Below are 17,360 nucleotides of genomic sequence, written 5' to 3'. Positions count from 1 at the left end.
GCCTGATGACAGCAAGGGAGTGCTCAATTTCGAGTCATAGGGTTTACTCCCTATCTAGCTTGCACAAATTCAGTTGCCCACGCTAAAGTGGCAGACTCGATGATGTATTTATAAAAAAGTGTATTTATAAAAAACTGTATTTAAACAAAAAAGCAGTATAAAAAATAATCAAAAGTATCTTAAATTCTTATTATTACAATAATGTAGGACGGAAAATGACCGATAACTCATCAACCATTATTTATACTGAAACAGACGAAGCCCCCGCGTTAGCGACCCTGTCTCTGTTACCTATTATTAAAACGTTTACTCAAGCGGCCGGTATCAATGTTGAAACCCGTGACATATCATTATCGGGTCGAATCATTTCAATCTTTCCTGAGAAATTGACCGAGTCGCAAAAAGTTGCCGATGCACTGGCTGAACTGGCTGAATTGGTGGGGAAACCCGAAGCCAATATCATCAAACTTCCCAATATCAGTGCGTCAGTGCCTCAGCTTAAAGCCTGTATTCTTGAGCTGCAACAGAAAGGATATGATATTCCATCATATCCCGATGAGCCGACCAATGCTGTAGAGGAAGATATTCAAGCCCGTTACGACAAGATTAAAGGCAGTGCCGTAAACCCGGTATTACGCGAAGGCAATTCAGATCGTCGTGCGCCAGGCTCAGTTAAAAAATATGCTCAGAAGCATCCGCACTCTATGGGAGCCTGGTCTAAAGACTCTAAGACTCACGTTGCGCATATGACTGAGGGTGATTTCTACGGCAGTGAAAAATCTGTCACTCTGACTGAGGCTACTCAAGTCAGTATCGTCCTTAAGATGAAAGAGGGCGGTGAACAGGTACTCAAAACTGCACTTGCTTTGAAAGCGGGCGAAGTGATCGATGCTTCGGTGATGAGTAAGCAGGCGTTACTCGCGTTTTTCGAGCGTGAGACTCAAGATGCTAAGGCGCAAGGCGTGCTGCTTTCTTTGCATTTGAAAGCCACCATGATGAAAGTATCGGATCCTATCCTTTTCGGTCATGCGGTCAAGGTCTACTACAAGGACTTGTTCGCTAAGCATGCAAGCCTGTTTGAAGAGCTAGGTGTCGATGTGAATAATGGTCTTGGCGATGTTTATGCCAAGATAAGCACACTACCCGCGGAGCAAAAAGCCGCGATAGAAGCCGACATCGCGGCTATTTATCAGACTCGCCCTGAACTGGCAATGGTCGATTCAGATAAGGGCATCACTAACTTGCATGTGCCTAGTGATGTGATCATCGATGCGTCTATGCCAGCCGCCATTCGTACCTCAGGTATGATGTGGGGACCGGATGGTCAGCCTCAAGACACTAAGGCCATGATCCCGGATCGTTGTTACGCCGGTGTATATCAGGAAACTATCCAATTCTGTAAAGAGAATGGTGCCTTCGATCCAACCACCATGGGCAGTGTGCCTAATGTGGGCTTGATGGCGCAGAAAGCCGAAGAGTATGGTAGCCACGATAAAACATTCGAAATATCTGTACCAGGCAGCGTGAATGTTATCGATGCTAACGGAAACACTCTGTTATCCCACGATGTTGAAGCGGGTGATATCTGGAGAATGTGTCAGGTTAAAGACGCGCCTATTCAGGACTGGGTTAAGCTTGCTGTCAAGCGTGCACGTCTATCGAATACACCGGCGGTATTCTGGTTAGATGAGAAGCGTGCACATGACGCTCAAATGATCAAAAAAGTGAATCAGTACCTTGGCGATCATGACACGGATGGCCTGGATATTCGTATCTTGTCACTCATAGACGCAACACGTTTCACCTTACAGCGCACTAAAGATGGCTTAAATACTATCTCAGTGACGGGGAATGTTCTGCGTGATTACCTAACGGATCTGTTCCCCATTCTTGAGCTAGGTACCAGTGCTAAGATGCTTTCTATCGTTCCCTTGATGAATGGTGGCGGTCTGTTTGAAACTGGTGCCGGCGGAAGTGCACCTAAACATGTACAACAGATTGAGAAGGAAGGGCACCTGCGTTGGGATTCATTAGGTGAATTCCTGGCCTTAGGCGCATCCTTAGAGCATCTGAGTCAGACGACTAACAATGCTAAGGCGCAAGTACTGGCTGATACACTCGATGTGGCTATCGGACAGTTTCTCGATCAAAACAAGTCACCCTCTCGTCGAGTGGGGCAGTTAGATAACCGTGGCAGTCATTTCTATCTTGCCATGTACTGGGCTCAGGCGGTCGCTGGCCAGTCACAAGATGCTGAGCTTAAGGCGCAGTTTACTGAACTAGCGGGAGCATTGGCGAGCAATGAAGACAAGATTGTTGCTGAGTTAAATTCGGCGCAAGGTAACCCTGTCGATTTTGGCGGATACTATCGTTTAGATCCTGTAAAGGCAGCTGCCGAGATGCGTCCGAGTGCGACACTTAACGCCTTGTTTACTGCTTAACTCATAAAACAGCCGAAGCAGGTTTAGTGCTTCGGCTCAGTTTTAGTTTAACCTGTGATGGCCCGACACCGTCAATAGGTTTCGGTTGTGAAAATCAGGCAATAAAAAAGGCAGGGAGTTCCCTGCCTTTTTTGATCTTGGCCACTTAATTAATTGTTGATATTACTGACGCGTGCATACCTTTTGGACCCGCTTCTACTTCGAATTGAACTGGTTGGCCTGCTTTTAGAGTTCGATAGCCTTCCATTTCAATGGTAGAATAGTGTGCAAAAACATCTTCACCGCCAGCATCAGGGCAAATAAACCCGAATCCTTTGGCGTTGTTGAACCATTTAACAGTTCCGTTTGCCATACTGCCACTTCCTTCTGTTGTTTACTTACCAGTAAGATAGTAAAACTAAATGAGCGGGCTGATCCACCGCTTGTTGAACAGAATGAAAGCAGTTCGTATGTAAGTCAAGCGAGTTTTAACAAAGCGTCAACATTTGAGTTGAAAATTTGTATCAATTAGTGTGTGAGATATGAGATGTTGAGTAAAGGGTTGAAATTTTTTATATCGATTGGTACAAGCCATGACTAGAGGCTAATATTGAAACATGGGTAAAGTAGGAAATATTGAACACGTAGAAGAGCGTGTTGAATCTGAGCTGATGCCACCTTCGATGTATAAGGTTGTATTGAACAATGATGATTATACTCCGATGGATTTTGTGATTGAAATATTACAACTTTTTTTCAAAAAAAATGAACAGGAAGCCACAGATATCATGTTGGCTATCCATCATCAGGGCAAAGGAATTTGCGGTGTTTTTCCATTTGGCATTGCAGAAACTAAGGTTGCTCAGGTAAATCAATTTGCAAGACAAAACGAACATCCGTTACTGTGTTCTTTAGAGAAAGCCTAAAGTTGGGTTTGTTACGTTGTATATTTAGGGGGTGCTTATGCTAAACAAAGATCTCGAAGTCACCTTAAACCTGGCGTTCCAGAAAGCCAGAGAGGCGCGTCATGAGTACATGACGGTAGAACATTTATTGCTGGTCTTGATCGACAACCCGGCTGCTCAAGAGGCACTCGTCGCTTGTGGTTCTAATTTGGACAAGTTGAGGGAGGAAGTGTCCAGTTTTATTCAACAAACCACGCCCATCATCGCCGATCCTGAGGATGATAGAGAGACTCAGCCTACATTAGGCTTCCAGAGAGTACTGCAGCGGGCGGTGTTCCATGTACAGTCTTCGGGCCGCAATGAAGTCACTGGTGCCAATGTGCTGGTTGCTATTTTTAGTGAACAAGAATCACAAGCGGTTTACTTATTACGCAATGCCGAAGTGACTCGACTCGATGTGGTCAATTTCATCTCTCACGGAGTGTCTAAGAACGAAGGTGACTCAGGTTCGAGCCAAGAGCGAATTGAAGATCATAGTGAGCCTGAAAAGGAGAAAAGCAAGCTGTCTCAGTTTACTGATAATCTCAATGAGCGCGTAGAGCAAGGACATATCGATCCCCTTATCGGACGCAGTGAAGAGATTGAACGTGCGATTCAGATCCTCTGTCGCCGCAGAAAGAACAATCCGCTGCTGGTGGGCGAAGCTGGGGTGGGTAAGACGGCAATTGCCGAGGGACTTGCCTATCGTATCGTTAAGAATGAAGTGCCGGAAGTGATGAATGGTGTCACTGTCTATTCCTTGGATCTCGGGGCTCTTTTAGCTGGAACTAAGTATCGCGGCGATTTTGAAAAGCGCTTCAAGAGCTTGCTTAAAGAGCTAGAAAACGATGAGAAGGCGATCCTGTTTATCGATGAAATCCATACCATCATAGGTGCTGGCGCTGCATCGGGTGGGGTGATGGATGCGTCTAACTTGCTAAAGCCTCTGCTGTCTAGCGGTCGGTTAAGATGTATGGGCTCGACCACGTATCAGGAATATCAGAGTATTTTCGAGAAAGATCGTGCCTTGGCCCGCCGTTTCCAAAAAATTGATGTCGATGAACCTTCCGTGGCAGAGACGACGCAAATATTGCGTGGACTCAAGTCTAAATATGAAGAGCATCATGGGGTGAGGTACACCATGGCGGCTTTGAGTGTGGCAGCCAAATTGTCTGATAAACACATTAACGATCGTCATCTGCCCGATAAAGCCATCGATGTTATCGATGAAGCAGGTGCCCGAATGGCGATGCAACCCCCGAGTAAGAGAAAGAAGACTATCGGTAAGGGTGAGATTGAATCAATTATTGCTAAGATTGCCAGAATACCTGAGAAGTCCGTATCATCCACTGACAAAGATATGCTGAAAAACCTAGACCGTAACCTTAAGATGGTGGTGTTTGGTCAAGATAATGCGATTGGAAGCCTTAGCGCTGCGATTAGACTGTCTCGTAGTGGGCTGAGTGGCGAAAATAAACCCGTGGGTAGTTTCTTGTTCGCGGGTCCTACCGGTGTCGGTAAGACTGAGGTGACCAGTCAATTGGCGAAATGTCTCGGGTTAAATCTGGTCAGATTCGATATGTCCGAGTATACGGAGAGTCATACAGTGTCTCGCCTGATCGGTGCGCCTCCTGGTTATGTTGGCTATGATCAGGGAGGATTACTTACCGATGCTGTGATTAAAAATCCGTATTGTGTGGTGTTACTCGATGAGATTGAGAAGGCGCATCCGGATGTTTATAACTTGCTGCTGCAGGTGATGGACCATGGCACCCTGACGGATAATAATGGCAGGAAAGCGGATTTCAGGCATGTCACCCTAGTAATGACCACTAATGCGGGTGTGCAGGAGACGGTACGTAACACCATTGGCTTTAAGCCGCAAGATCATAGTTTAAATGCATTGTCTGAGATCAATAAGGTTTTCTCTCCGGAATTCAGAAACAGACTAGATGAAATTATCTGGTTTAATCATCTGGATATGACCGTTATTGCTAAGGTTGTCGATAAGTTCTTAGTGGAATTGCAGGCTCAACTCGATGATAAAGCCGTGACTCTGCATGTCAGTGACGAAGCGAGAACCTTATTGGCTGAGAAGGGCTATGACAAGTCTATGGGAGCAAGGCCTATGGCAAGGGTTGTGACTGAGCTTATTAAGCGACCGCTGGCGGATCAGATATTGTTTGGTGATCTGGAGAAAGGGGGTGAAGCACACGTCGATGTTGTCAATAATGAGATTGTGATCACCACCGACAGAGTGGAGAAGGTGCTGAGCTAGTCGGTTAAAAAAAGAGTAAAAAAAGGCTGCAAATTGCAGCCTTTTTTAATACGATAAACTAAAAAAACCGGTTAGGTCGATTTTAAAAATCTTGTGATAGCTAACTTAGCGTGAACGGAAGACGATGCGACCTTTGCTCAAATCGTAAGGGGTCAGCTGAACTGTCACTTTGTCACCCGTTAAGATACGGATGTAGTTTTTACGCATTTTGCCTGAGATGTGTGCAGTCACAACGTGACCGTTCTCTAGCTCTACACGAAACATTGTGTTCGGCAAGGTTTCAAGGATCGTGCCTTGCATCTCAATGTTGTCTTCTTTCGCCATTAATCAGTTATCCTGTTAGCCTTCAAATGTTAAAAACGGGCATATCATGCCGCAATTTCGCCTTGCTGTAAAGAGCAGGTTAACTTATCTGCGTTAAATAGCGTGCTCTTTGACCACACATACTCAAAAACCAATAAATTATTTCTCATCAGGTGTTTGCAGCCAGCCCGAGCGGGTTAATATTTGATAAGGAGTATAGTCTGTCTTATAGTTCATCTTTCTCGATTCATCAATTTGGTAGCCTAAATAAACAAAATCTTTTCCCATCAATTTAGCCAGGCGACATTGGAGCAGAATAAGCAAAGATCCTAAAGAGCGTTTGTGTTCTTCGGGAGCAAAAAAGCTATAGATTGCCGATAAACTGTGAGGCAGTATGTCGGTGACAGCCACCCCTACCAGCTTGTCAGCGCTCCATAGTTCAATAAATACCGGGTCTAACCAACCAGAGCCAATGAAATGCTGATATTGCTTTTTAGAAGCCGGGTACATGGGCCCATCACTGTGCCTTTGATTGATATAAGTTTCGTACAAAGTATAGTGATATTCGGCTTGTTTGCCGATTATTTTCCATACCAGATCTCGGTTGTTTCTCAGGGTTCTTTTTTGTCGTCTCGAAGGGGTGAAAGTTGCGCTGGGTATACGAATGGGCAGGCAAGCGTTGCAATGGGGGCATTGGGGTTTGTAAATGGTGCCGCCACTGCGTCTAAAGCCCAGTGACAATAACTGTTCGAACAAGTTTATGTCGATACTCTCTTCCTGAAGCAGCAGGAGTTGCTCCATTTGGTTGTTCAGGTAACTGCAGGGAAAGGTTTTAGTCACCCCTACTGAAACTTGTTGTGATTTAGAGCTCAATATAAACCTCGTTGGGTAACCAAGTGTTGACCGAAACATCACCATCTCGGAAACGCTTGAGTAAATTGATAAAATCTTTTCTTTTTAATGCCGTAGCGCCTAGAGAGGCTAAGTGTGGGTTCATCACTTGGGCATCGATTAACTTGAAACCGTTTCTCAATAGGTGCTGATGTAACATCAGCATGGCCGCTTTAGAGACATTGGTTTGGGTGTGGAACATAGATTCGCCGCAAAAGACCTGTCCTATGGCTACGCCATATAACCCTCCGATGAGGGCGCCATTATCCCAAATTTCTACCGAGTGGACTTTACCCTGATGGTGCAGTGTCAGGTAAGCTTGTTGGATCTCTGTGGTGATCCAGGTGCCATCTTGTGCCACTCTCGGTTGAGCACAGCCCTTTATGACGGCTTCGAAAGCCTGGTTTATGCTATAGGTCCAGGTTTGTTTTTTAAGGTATTTTATTAAACTACGACTGGCTTTCATGCTTCCCGGGACAAAGACTGCCCTAGGATCAGGTGACCACCAAAGGATAGGGTCATCGAGATTGAACCAGGGAAAGATGCCTTCATAATAAGCATGGAGTAATCGAGCCGGTTGCAGATCCCCCCCTATGGCTAATAGCCCGTTAGGATCTGTCAGTGCCAGTTCAGGTTCTGGAAACTGTTCGAATTGATGATTTAAATAGGACAGTGAGTTCACAATTGAGTAAGATTATCCTTAGAAGGCCTTCTTATAATTTAGCGGAAAAATGACGATGTTGAAACCTAGTTTTAATCTATTACTCTCTTTAGTGGTGGCTTTGACGGTAACATTTTCACTGAATTGCGCGGCTGCCTATCAGAGGGATCAAGCCGTTCCCGTAGAGAAAGTCCTTTATGGTGAGCTGGTATCGGTGAGAAATATTACCGAGAAACAACTTATTGAAGATCAAAGTCGAGGATGGAAAACTTTCGGTGGAGCCTTGATTGGTGGTGTTATTGGTCATCAATTTGGCGGTGGTAGCGGCCAAGATGTCGCGACGGTCTTAGGTGCCCTGATAGGAGCCGGCGTGGGTCATATATGGCGATAGCGCCTATTACCAAGAGCTGAAACTTGTTGAACTGATGATCAAGCAAGAAGATGGCCAGCAGGTGATGATCATACAAGATCTCGATTCAGGCATGATATTTAACGCCGGGGATGAAGTAAGGGTCGTGTATCTTCAAGGAAGCGTTAGGGTCGATATCGCTATGTAATTTACTCGTGGGATGGTATCCGCCACTTAGCTCAGTAAGCATAGTCGATCGCTAAGCGTAATGACTTACCGCCATCGATTTTGTACCCGCTTCCTTTCTGTTCAATCGTTACAGTCTAACCTTGCTTGGCAGCAAGAGCAGACTCTAATGCGCTGATAACCTCTTCTTGGGTCAGTGTTGATATAGTAAAAATCTGTTTGTTTTTTAATGTCATCTGGCTGTTTTTTGAAGTGTGAGCGGGTTAAATCTGTGCCGGGATCGGTACATGGGTTACACTTAAACTGAATTTTTATAAGGGCGGTTCAATGACACGTAACGAGTTAGCAGAATATCTTGCAGAGTTTTTACAAGCGAGTAAATTTAAAGATTATGCGCCTAATGGTCTGCAAGTTGAGGGACGAGCAGAGATAAAAAAAATCGTTACCGGGGTCACCGCCTGCCAGGCGCTGATTGATAAAGCCATCGCACTCGATGCCGATGCGCTGTTGGTGCACCACGGATTCTTCTGGAAAGGGGAGAGAGAGGTGATAACAGGCATGAAGCAGAGGCGGATCAAGGCATTACTGACCCATGATATTAATCTTTTTGGCTACCATCTTCCCTTGGATGCACACCCCATGCTGGGCAACAATGCCGAGCTGGGTCGAAAGTTAGATATTGCGGACGCCGAGCCAGTCGCAGGGCTTGCTCAGGGACTCATTTGGCAAGGACGTTTAGATACGCCTGTCTCTGCCGGCGTTTTTAGTAAACATATCAGTGAAATACTTAACCGAGAGGCTCTGCATATTGGCGATCCCGCTGCCGAAATACAGAATATTGCCTGGTGTACCGGTGGGGCTCAGGATTATATCGATGATGCGGCGAGCTTAGGTGTCGATGCGTTTATCAGTGGGGAAGTGTCGGAGCGTACTTATCACAGTGCCCTTGAGCTGGGTATACATTACTTTGCGGCGGGTCATCATGCGACAGAAAGGTATGGCATCCAGGCCCTTGGTGAGCACCTTGCGCGTGAGTTTGATATCGAACATGAGTATGTCGACATCGACAATCCTGTTTAGGTTTGGGGCTAGTGGCTTAAGGCTAATTCATCTCGGACTCCATAAACTAAGCCGTCGCAAGTAGACCGCTTAGTTTATACTGAGTACTAATCGGCGTGAATACTGGTTTTTTTCTTCATGGCGATTTGAGCCTGCTGTTGAATGACGCTGTGCCAAAAACTTGCGCCTAACTTAGCCATCACTCTCGACTCGCCATTGAGTAACATGGCCATGCCGACTTTAAGCCGAGGAGAATAGGCGACTTCGGCGACATAACCTGCAACCCAACCCGCATGATAGATTAGTTTTTCCCCTTCAAAATCATACACTCGCCATCCTTTTCCGTAATGAGCATCATTCAGGTAAGCTTTCCATTCCCGGCGACGTAACTCTTTACTGGTGCGCACTCCCGGGGTTTGAATATCCGCTAATAAACTTGGGGATAATACCTCCGGGTTATTTCCTAGGTTAGCCATTAACCATTTAGAGAGATCGGTAATACTGGCATTAACCCCAGCGGCGGGCTCGACTTGATAGTAGTTAGGCTTTACCTTGACCCTTTTAAAACCCGAACGTGTCTTGATGTGCGGACTGGCTCTATTAGCTGTTGCCATAAAGCTATTCATACCTATCGAGGCGGTATCCATATGTAGGGGCTCAAAGATGCGCTTCTCCACTAAATTAGCGTAGCTGTCGCCAGTTTGTTGTTCGATCACGGGTTGGATAAAAGAAAATGCGATATTTTGGTAGCTGTAACACGTACCCGGTACACACATAGGGGTTAATTTTTTAAACTGAGGAATGATCTTCTCAAGTTTACCGTTGGCATTGAGAATATTGTCATAACTGTTGGGCATCAGGCCTGTGCTTTGTCCTATGAGATGGCCAAGTTTAACTTGCTCGCTCATTTTAGCATCGGCGAGGTGAAACTCGGGCATATATTTGCGTAGTGGCTCATTCCACTCAAATTTATGTTCATGAACCAGCATGGTCGCTAAGGTGCCCGCGAAGGTTTTTGATACCGAGGCGAGTCTGAAAACTGTGTCTGTGTTGATATTGAGACTCGCGCCTTGTTGGCGCTTGCCATAGGCGCTCATCTTGATAACTTTATTATTATCGACAATAACGAAGGCGCCACCAGGTACCTTGTTTTTCTTTAATTGAGCATGAAATTGCGACTTAAAACTGTCACCGATAGCCTGATAGTCAGATTGAGCGAAACTGGTGGCTGAGAAGATTAAGCTGGCAAGGGGAAGAGTGAGTAAAGATAAAGACCAGTTGGACATGACGAAAAACCCCAAAAATAAAATCTACAGAAACAAAAGGTAGGATAATCGATCATGTTAGTAATGAATGAGATCAAGCTGGCATAAAAAAACCGCCAATATGGCGGTTTCAGTGTGTAACATATATTAGCTGGTTAGCTGGTTAGCTGGTTAACGGTTTAGCTCGGCGTTGAACCGTTCGAAACCCGCTTCTAGATCGGCGATCAAATCATCCGCATTTTCCAGACCTATGTGCAGTCGGATAAGAGGCTTACTGCTATCCCAGCTTGTGGCCGTTCTGATCTTGTCGATACCGAAGACACCTAAGATCAGGCTCTCGAACCCACCCCATGAGAAACCCATCTTGAAGTGTTCCATGTTTTCCACCAAGGCGGTAATAGACTTGAGGTCGCCCTGTTTTAATACGAAAGAGAACAGGCCGTTGGAGCCACTGAAATCTCGTTTGAAAAACTCATGACCCGGACAAGTCTCGAATGCCGGGTGTCTTAAGTGATCCACTTCCGGGCGAGTCGCTAACCAGTTGGCCACTTTTAACGCGTTCTTTTCATGTTGTTGCATTCGTACGCCCAGAGTTCTCAGCCCTCGACTGGCGAGATAGACATCATCGGGGGAGGTGCACTGCCCCATGAGATAGCTATTCTCTCTCAGTTGCTCCCAGTGCGTGTCGTTCGACGTTGCCGTGCCTAACATCACATCAGAGTGGCCCACAATATATTTAGTGGCCGCTTGAATGGATATATCCACGCCCATCTCGAAAGGGCGCGAATTTATCGGTGAGGCCCAGGTGTTGTCCAGCATGACAATGAGGCCATGTTGATGTGCTATTGTGCTCAGAGTTGGTACATCCTGAATTTCCATGGTGACTGAGCCTGGTGACTCTAGGAACAAGACTTTGGTGTTAGGCCTGATAAGTTTTTCGATGCCCTCACCTATCATGGGATCATAATAGGTGGTTTGTATGCCAAAACCTGCGAGCAGCTTGTTGCACAGATCTCGGGTTGGCTCATAGGCACTGTCGACCATTAACAGATGATCGCCGGCTTTTAAAAATGATAACAGGGCACCGCTGATGGCCGCAGAGCCAGATGGGTAGAGTGCTGTGCCGCTGCCGCCTTCCAGTTCGGCGATAGCCGCCTGAAAAGCAAAGTGGGTGGGGCCACCACGTCTGCCATAAAACATCTCGCCGTTAGCACGGTTTTTGGTGGCAAAACGCATCTCTTCCATAGTGTCGAAGATCATGGTCGATGCTCTAAATACAGGCGGATTGATCACACCCTTAGTCCACTTCTTGTCACGTCCAACGCTGATGATCTTGGTTTCTTTTTTCATAGGGCATACTTCCAGAAACGAGTAGAAGAAATAATCTGTTTTAGCCATCTTAACATCTAAATGGCTAAAGAGAAGCGTGTGTGCCATTTACTCTTCTGGGCTTGCTAATACCATTCCATATAAGTATCTGGCCAGTTCAGAGACTCTCAGTTTTTTCAATTCAAGGCGCATTGATGAGGAAATGGTTATTCCCTTTTAAGTCAATGTAACACCGAAGTGGAAACACTGAGAGCCTCATGCAGCGCGGCTGATGGGCAAAGCCCTTTATGCTAGGTTGAATGTTCTCGATATACGACTGCATGGTCTATTTTGTATGGAACGCTTAAGACCCTGGAGGTCAGATGCAGGAGGTACGAGCCCATGGACGGGTGAAGGTAGAATAATGCAGGAGTAATATATAGACCTTGCCTACAGTGTTTTGCACTCCCGCTGAATGATCAGATACTTACTCGGAATGGGATTAAAGCAGGGCGAGTGCTAAAATTTCAAGATGCAGATAAGCACATGAGTCTGTACCGACTCATAGTGGGGGCGCTGCCTGTGTAGCGACTATCCTTCTAGCTGGGGATGGGCATGACTCTGTTTCGCCCCAGACGTTTGGCCTCATAGAGCAGTTTGTCTGCTTTCTCTATAAGCTCAGCGCCTTCGAGGTTTTTATGCCATTGTGCGACGCCGAATGATGCGGTGATCTTATTGATACGGACGTTTTTTCTTCTGTCCTTCAGGGAGATTTTTTCCAGTCCACGGCGCATGGATTCGGCCAGATGACGAGAGGAGCTAAGTTGGCTTTTAGGTATGATGACGGCAAATTCCTCGCCACCATATCGATAGATTTTCGCGCCATTTCTACAGGCTTCCAACAACCGCTTAGCGACGGCTTTAAGTACTTGGTCGCCTAATTGATGACCATAATTGTCATTAAATGTCTTGAAATGGTCAATATCCACCAGGATGAGGCATAAGCCGTCAGGTGATTGACTCAGGGAGCCTCTTAAATCATTATCGAATGCGCGGCGATTGAAGATACCCGTTAGTGCATCGTACAGTATGATTTGTTCAGATTTTACGAGTTGCTGCTTTAATGCATCTATCTCTTGTTGGGCTTTATTCAGTTGGCCGGTGAAATATTGTGTGCTCGAACGTATATCGTCGGACTCTTTGACTAAGCTTCTGACGATACCGAGTACCTTCTCTAAGCTGATACCTTCCTCTTCTATCCGATTTAACCTGTCGAAATTACTGTCGATACGGCACTGAAATTGAGTGGCGTCTAAGTTAGTATCCTTGAGAGAATGAGAGAGCTCAGCGACCATAGCTTCGAGATTTTGTCGCATGTCGAGGACATCGACTTCGATGGGATCTGACACGTACTCGCGATATAGCATCTCAGCATTCACGGGCGGGCAGGTATGATGCTGCTCAATAACCGTGTCGAGTCGTTTATTTAATTCCGGGCTTTGCTCTGAGACATAGGTATACCAGAGCGCGTAATTGGTTGGCGTGGTAGGAATTTGGTGCTTTAACATTAAAGGAACGGCTTTTTTTAAATTTCTGGCCGCCATTTTTATGATTTCTCTAGACATAAATCCCCTGGCAATGCTTAATCTGTGACGTTATTTTTGGCTGAGTTGGACTGGCGCCCATGTTAACCATTTAGCTTCGAGTTTTTTATGTAAGGTGAAACTCGCATCTGATGTCAGCATGTTACTTGTCATGGTTTGCCGCTCAGTGACTACACCTACTCCACCCGCCAGTATGGACTCTAATGATCCGGTCTCAATCTTAGCCCCTGAAAAGAAGCCGACATCGATTTTTATACCGGAAAGATCCCAGAATTGACTCGTTTGGTTGACCAGATGGCGATACTCCCCCTTAATATGGGCGAACATCTGTACCGAATTTCCCGTATCGGCTAACTGATAAGCATCGATAGCACCAATTATTATGCCTCGAAAAACAATCGGGGTACCGACTTTAATGGAGCCTAAGTTAGTGTCTTCGAGAGTGAATTGTAACCAGTCTTTTTTTGCCTGGATAACTGGGGTCACTTTACCGATAAACTGAGTACGCATTTGCGTGCTTACCCCAGGTTTGACGCCGATATAGGGGCCGGTTATTAAGGTTTCAGGAGCCCGAATACCCGCGAGGGATATTTGAGCATCGACGAGGAAATACTCGGCGTCCTCTTGAGTGAAATGTTGGGCATAACTCCCATATAGATAAGCATCGATGCTGACGCTTATCAGGTCTTTATTCAAGGTGACACGTTCGACAGCACCTACCTTGTGGCCTAAGTAACGTATAGGCGCCTTGGCTGCTAATTTGACATCGGCAGGGAAAGTGAGTTTGATGGGTTTTGCCTGAGCCAGTGCCAGAGATTTAGATTCATATAAGTGAGTTTGAGAGCCTATATCCTCATCGTCGAGCAAACCGAGTGTGATACTGCCTTTTAATGCTCCCTGTATAGGAGCAACATCGATTTCTATGCCTGAGAGACTGGCATTGACTGTGATGGCACTGTTGCGCCAAAAAACGCTATTGGTTTTGACTAAGGGTTTGAATTGGTCTCGAATGCTGATGTTAATATCGAAGTTTTCATTAGTCGAGTTCCAGTTAACCTTGTCGACCTGGCCTATCTGCATTTTTTGATAGTAGACAGGCGATCCCGATGACAGACCTGCACCATCGGTACTCATCAAGGATAATGTAAACTGATTGAGCCGGTCAAAATAATCATCAGCCGCATCTGTCGAGAGAAACAAAGCCAGTTGTGCATGATTTTTTGCCACGGTTCTACTGGAGCCCTGGATTAGGCTGATAGCGCCTTTAGTCAAGGTCGATAGATCACGGGTTTTCACCGATATACCCTCGAGGGATACCTGGATTGACAGGGCCGATTCGGGGATGAAATAGCTATTGGTATTCACTAAGTTAGTAAACTCAGGCCAGATTTCGATCTGGTATTCTACACCAGTTAATGCCTGATTAAGGTGGACGGAATTGACCTTACCTATTGCTAATTGCTTATAACGTACTTCGGCTCCTATTCCGATTCCCGGGTTATTCTCGGCGGTTAAACTTAACAGTAATTTAGACTGTGCATCTTGATCAGGTGCTATCTCCAATAAAGGGTATTGCTGTTTAGGCTCACCGCTTCCTGGTGAAAAGTTGATGATACTACCTGTGATCAACCGCTCCGCATGCTTGATACCAGACAAGGATATGTCGGCGCCCTCGAGCCAGAAGTGAGACGTACTTGAGAGCAATTGGGCATATTCTTTATCAATTTTGGCGGTGAACTCCACACCGGTATCGGTGAGATGTGTATCTGTGATGCGACCAATATTTATGCCTCTGAAAACGATAGCGGTGCCGGTGGATGCGGCATTAGATTGCGTGGCGGTCAGAGTAAACTCGATGCCACCTTGGGCTAATGCTTGACTGTCATAGATACGGTAACTGTGTCCATTTTCGGCTCTTTTAGAGCCATCCGCAGAGCTAAAACTAAGGCCACCGGCAAGAATGGACGACAGGCTTTCGGCTTTTATCTCTATACCAGAGAGCGAGGCGTTGATATGCAGGCCGGATACGTTCCAGAATTGAGAGTCCGTCTTTACCAGATGAGTGTATTGCGTCTTGATAAATGCACTCAGTAAAATTTGCCTCGAGCCTTCGAGATGATAACTGATGATTTTTCCGACGGGGATCTGTCGATAGAATATCTGTGAACCGACATTCAAAGACCCTAAGGTATCGGCTGTTAATTCAATAACTAAACCATCGCTTCCCGGCAGCATGGCCGGGGCATCAGTTTCGGCTTCGAAAAAGAATTGAGACTGACCGCCCCCGGGTTGAATGGCAATATAGTTCCCTGAAAAAAGTGCATCTAACCCTTCTACACCTGTGATTGAAGCTTTAGGTGTGACTAGCCAGAATTTGGTTTGCTCATTTAGAAAAGGATCTGCGCGGTAATCCATCTTAAGATCGACATTAACGCCTTGTAGTTCGTCATCGATGCCAATATCGACGACTTTACCTACCGTCAGCCCTCGATAGCGTACTAAGGTCTTACCGACATCAATCCCAGTCGCGCTGGGGAAGTGGATACGCACTTCGATACCGGCTTCTCTTATGCTTTTTATTCCTAACCAGAATCCTAGGATAATAGCCACGAGAGGGAGAAGCCAGATAGGCGAAAAAAGCTTCTTTTTAACTACTTTTGGTGTTTCCATTTGTGTCATCTTTCGATTCCAATCGATCCCAGAGTAAACGAGTATCAAGTACTTTAGCGGCGACCTGAGTCAATAAAATCACTAAAGCAAATGCGGTAGCTGCAGGTCCGGGCTTTGCATCGAGCAACTGACCCATATTGACCACCGCAGCGGTAATAGATATGACAAACAGGTCGAGCATTGACCATCGGCCTATCCATTCAATAACATGAAAGCCGACCATCAAGCTCTTCTTGGAGATGGGCAGACGAAAACTGATGGCTAACAGATAAATAGTCAGCCCACCGATTTTTAGAATGGGAACTAAGATACTAGCGGTAAATAATATTACTGCAATAGGCAGGATATCAAGATCGATAAGATGAGTAATACCAGTAAAAATAGTATCGTGACGTGTTTGTCCCTGACTGGTAAAGATGGTGATCGGATAAATATTTGCCGGGATCAATAAAATTGCGGCGGTGATCAGTAAGGCCCAACTTTTTTGCAGGCTGGAATAATCACGAAATGCGAGTGTTGAGCCACACCGAGAACAATGAGTTTTCTTGTGGGCCATCAACTGCTGGCATGAGGGGCAGAGTGTCAGACCCAAATCTTTACCTTGGTTTTTCCGTGGCGGCTCAGCAGGACTAGTCATCTAATACACTCCACATATGTTCAAGATGATATTCACGTTGTAAAAATAGGGTCACCAGAAATAACATGGCAAAGCAAAAAGTGCCCATTCCCAGATAAATATCGGTATAGTCCGTGAGTTGGAAGACGGAGACGAAAATACTGATCATATAAATCTCTAACATGGAGACTTGTGACAGTAGACCATGATATTTAAGCAGGCGCTTCAATATATCCCGAAAAAAAGGCACCTGCAGTTGGTACTTGATGATCAAAATTTGCGCTAGCATAGATAAAAGCAGTAAACCTGGTGCGATGACTGCCGAGGTGAGCACGGCAATGGCGACGACCCAATATCCTTGATTCGCCACAGCCATGGCACCTTCGAAGATGGTTGTGGTCCTGATGCTGCCAAGAAAGTGTAACTCGAGAACGGGAAGTAAGTTTGCCGGGATGAAAAAAATGATCGCGGTGAGGCACAGGGCTAACATGCCGTTTAAGGAACAATAAGGTGTATCATAGATGGCTGTCTGACATCGAGGGCATAAGGCTCGCACCGACGAAGGCAAGGCTCGCTTTCTTATCACCAGATCACAAGAACGACACAGGGTCACACTTGTATCTGCACACTCATGTTTCGTAAGTAATTTCACCCTTTGTTACACACCCTTTTATGGTTAATACTTGGTTTGACGAAATTTGTTAATTCGTCTGAACTGCTCGTAATTGAGTCATGCTTACTTGGTAAAACCTGATAGATATCACTCTATAATCAGACAGATAATATCAGATTTCCCGGAATACTTG

General features: G+C 45.7%; 14 protein-coding genes and 1 pseudogene. 5 read left to right on the top strand and 10 right to left on the bottom strand.

The features are described 5' to 3' along the window. Positions 1-215 precede the first annotated feature (215 nt). Complete coding sequence (locus KT99_RS12870) at positions 216-2,441, top strand: NADP-dependent isocitrate dehydrogenase (RefSeq protein ID WP_005500729.1); 2,226 nt, start codon at positions 216-218, stop codon at positions 2,439-2,441. A gap of 145 nt (positions 2,442-2,586) precedes the next feature. On the opposite strand, the gene cspD is transcribed toward KT99_RS12870, so the two are convergent. After that, positions 2,587-2,793 carry a cold shock domain-containing protein CspD gene (gene cspD / locus KT99_RS12865; protein WP_005500728.1) on the bottom strand — a complete coding sequence of 69 codons (207 nt, stop codon included), beginning with the start codon at positions 2,791-2,793 and terminating at the stop codon, positions 2,587-2,589. A gap of 244 nt (positions 2,794-3,037) precedes the next feature. Between cspD and clpS the strand changes: the two genes are divergently transcribed. After that, complete coding sequence (gene clpS / locus KT99_RS12860; protein WP_005500727.1) at positions 3,038-3,346, top strand: ATP-dependent Clp protease adapter ClpS; 309 nt, start codon at positions 3,038-3,040, stop codon at positions 3,344-3,346. A 37-nt stretch (positions 3,347-3,383) separates the two neighbouring features. Then, entirely contained in the window at positions 3,384-5,642 is a 2,259-nt protein-coding gene (gene clpA, locus KT99_RS12855) for an ATP-dependent Clp protease ATP-binding subunit ClpA (protein WP_005500726.1), read from the top strand. Between the two features lie 105 nt (positions 5,643-5,747). Here clpA and infA read toward each other — a convergent pair whose 3' ends face one another. The 3 genes from infA to aat all read right to left on the bottom strand — a co-directional run bounded on the left by infA (position 5,748) and on the right by aat (position 7,518). Next, the gene (gene infA, locus KT99_RS12850) at positions 5,748-5,966 is read right to left on the bottom strand and encodes a translation initiation factor IF-1 (protein WP_005500725.1); all 219 of its coding nucleotides are present in this window, start codon (positions 5,964-5,966) and stop codon (positions 5,748-5,750) included. A gap of 138 nt (positions 5,967-6,104) precedes the next feature. Then, on the bottom strand, positions 6,105-6,818 hold the full coding sequence (locus KT99_RS12845) for an arginyltransferase (RefSeq protein WP_040571969.1): 714 nt from the start codon (positions 6,816-6,818) through the stop codon (positions 6,105-6,107). Beyond that, positions 6,808-7,518 carry a leucyl/phenylalanyl-tRNA--protein transferase gene (gene aat, locus KT99_RS12840; RefSeq protein ID WP_005500714.1) on the bottom strand — a complete coding sequence of 237 codons (711 nt, stop codon included), beginning with the start codon at positions 7,516-7,518 and terminating at the stop codon, positions 6,808-6,810. The genes KT99_RS12845 and aat overlap by 11 nt, the downstream gene beginning before the upstream one ends. Positions 7,519-7,573: 55 nt before the next feature. On the opposite strand from aat, the pseudogene KT99_RS12835 reads away from it, so the two are divergent. Together KT99_RS12835 and KT99_RS12830 are read left to right on the top strand one after the other, a co-directional pair. Further along, positions 7,574-8,054 (top strand): annotated as a pseudogene (locus KT99_RS12835) (glycine zipper 2TM domain-containing protein). A gap of 305 nt (positions 8,055-8,359) precedes the next feature. Then, on the top strand, positions 8,360-9,112 hold the full coding sequence (locus KT99_RS12830; protein WP_005500709.1) for a Nif3-like dinuclear metal center hexameric protein: 753 nt from the start codon (positions 8,360-8,362) through the stop codon (positions 9,110-9,112). Positions 9,113-9,198: 86 nt separating this feature from the next. Here KT99_RS12830 and KT99_RS12825 read toward each other — a convergent pair whose 3' ends face one another. From KT99_RS12825 to KT99_RS12800, 6 genes are all read right to left on the bottom strand, one after another. Further along, complete coding sequence (locus KT99_RS12825; RefSeq protein ID WP_005500708.1) at positions 9,199-10,377, bottom strand: serine hydrolase domain-containing protein; 1,179 nt, start codon at positions 10,375-10,377, stop codon at positions 9,199-9,201. A gap of 150 nt (positions 10,378-10,527) precedes the next feature. Continuing rightward, complete coding sequence (locus KT99_RS12820; protein WP_040571968.1) at positions 10,528-11,706, bottom strand: cystathionine beta-lyase; 1,179 nt, start codon at positions 11,704-11,706, stop codon at positions 10,528-10,530. Positions 11,707-12,263: 557 nt separating this feature from the next. Continuing rightward, positions 12,264-13,289, bottom strand: a complete 1,026-nt coding sequence (locus KT99_RS12815) for a GGDEF domain-containing protein (protein WP_040571967.1) — start codon at positions 13,287-13,289, stop codon at positions 12,264-12,266. A 30-nt stretch (positions 13,290-13,319) separates the two neighbouring features. After that, positions 13,320-15,947, bottom strand: a complete 2,628-nt coding sequence (locus KT99_RS12810) for an MlaD family protein (RefSeq protein WP_040571966.1) — start codon at positions 15,945-15,947, stop codon at positions 13,320-13,322. Next, positions 15,916-16,575, bottom strand: a complete 660-nt coding sequence (locus tag KT99_RS12805; protein ID WP_005500704.1) for a paraquat-inducible protein A — start codon at positions 16,573-16,575, stop codon at positions 15,916-15,918. The genes KT99_RS12810 and KT99_RS12805 overlap by 32 nt, the downstream gene beginning before the upstream one ends. After that, positions 16,568-17,206, bottom strand: coding sequence for a paraquat-inducible protein A (locus tag KT99_RS12800; RefSeq protein WP_040571965.1), 639 nt, complete (start codon positions 17,204-17,206; stop codon positions 16,568-16,570). Before KT99_RS12800 ends, KT99_RS12805 begins: the two co-directional genes overlap by 8 nt. Between the last annotated feature and the right edge of the window lie 154 nt (positions 17,207-17,360).

Source organism: Shewanella benthica KT99 (assembly GCF_000172075.1).
Lineage (GTDB): Bacteria > Pseudomonadota > Gammaproteobacteria > Enterobacterales > Shewanellaceae > Shewanella > Shewanella benthica_A.
This window is presented reverse-complemented; position numbering and strand designations above follow the sequence as displayed.

Coding starts and splice junctions, on each gene's coding strand:
- KT99_RS12870 (WP_005500729.1), top strand. CDS start 216: ATGACCGATAACTCATCAACCATTATTTATACTGAAACAGACGAAGCC.
- cspD (WP_005500728.1), bottom strand. CDS start 2,793: ATGGCAAACGGAACTGTTAAATGGTTCAACAACGCCAAAGGATTCGGG.
- clpS (WP_005500727.1), top strand. CDS start 3,038: ATGGGTAAAGTAGGAAATATTGAACACGTAGAAGAGCGTGTTGAATCT.
- clpA (WP_005500726.1), top strand. CDS start 3,384: ATGCTAAACAAAGATCTCGAAGTCACCTTAAACCTGGCGTTCCAGAAA.
- infA (WP_005500725.1), bottom strand. CDS start 5,966: ATGGCGAAAGAAGACAACATTGAGATGCAAGGCACGATCCTTGAAACC.
- KT99_RS12830 (WP_005500709.1), top strand. CDS start 8,360: ATGACACGTAACGAGTTAGCAGAATATCTTGCAGAGTTTTTACAAGCG.
- KT99_RS12825 (WP_005500708.1), bottom strand. CDS start 10,377: ATGTCCAACTGGTCTTTATCTTTACTCACTCTTCCCCTTGCCAGCTTA.
- KT99_RS12820 (WP_040571968.1), bottom strand. CDS start 11,706: ATGAAAAAAGAAACCAAGATCATCAGCGTTGGACGTGACAAGAAGTGG.
- KT99_RS12815 (WP_040571967.1), bottom strand. CDS start 13,289: ATGTCTAGAGAAATCATAAAAATGGCGGCCAGAAATTTAAAAAAAGCC.
- KT99_RS12810 (WP_040571966.1), bottom strand. CDS start 15,947: ATGACACAAATGGAAACACCAAAAGTAGTTAAAAAGAAGCTTTTTTCG.
- KT99_RS12805 (WP_005500704.1), bottom strand. CDS start 16,575: ATGACTAGTCCTGCTGAGCCGCCACGGAAAAACCAAGGTAAAGATTTG.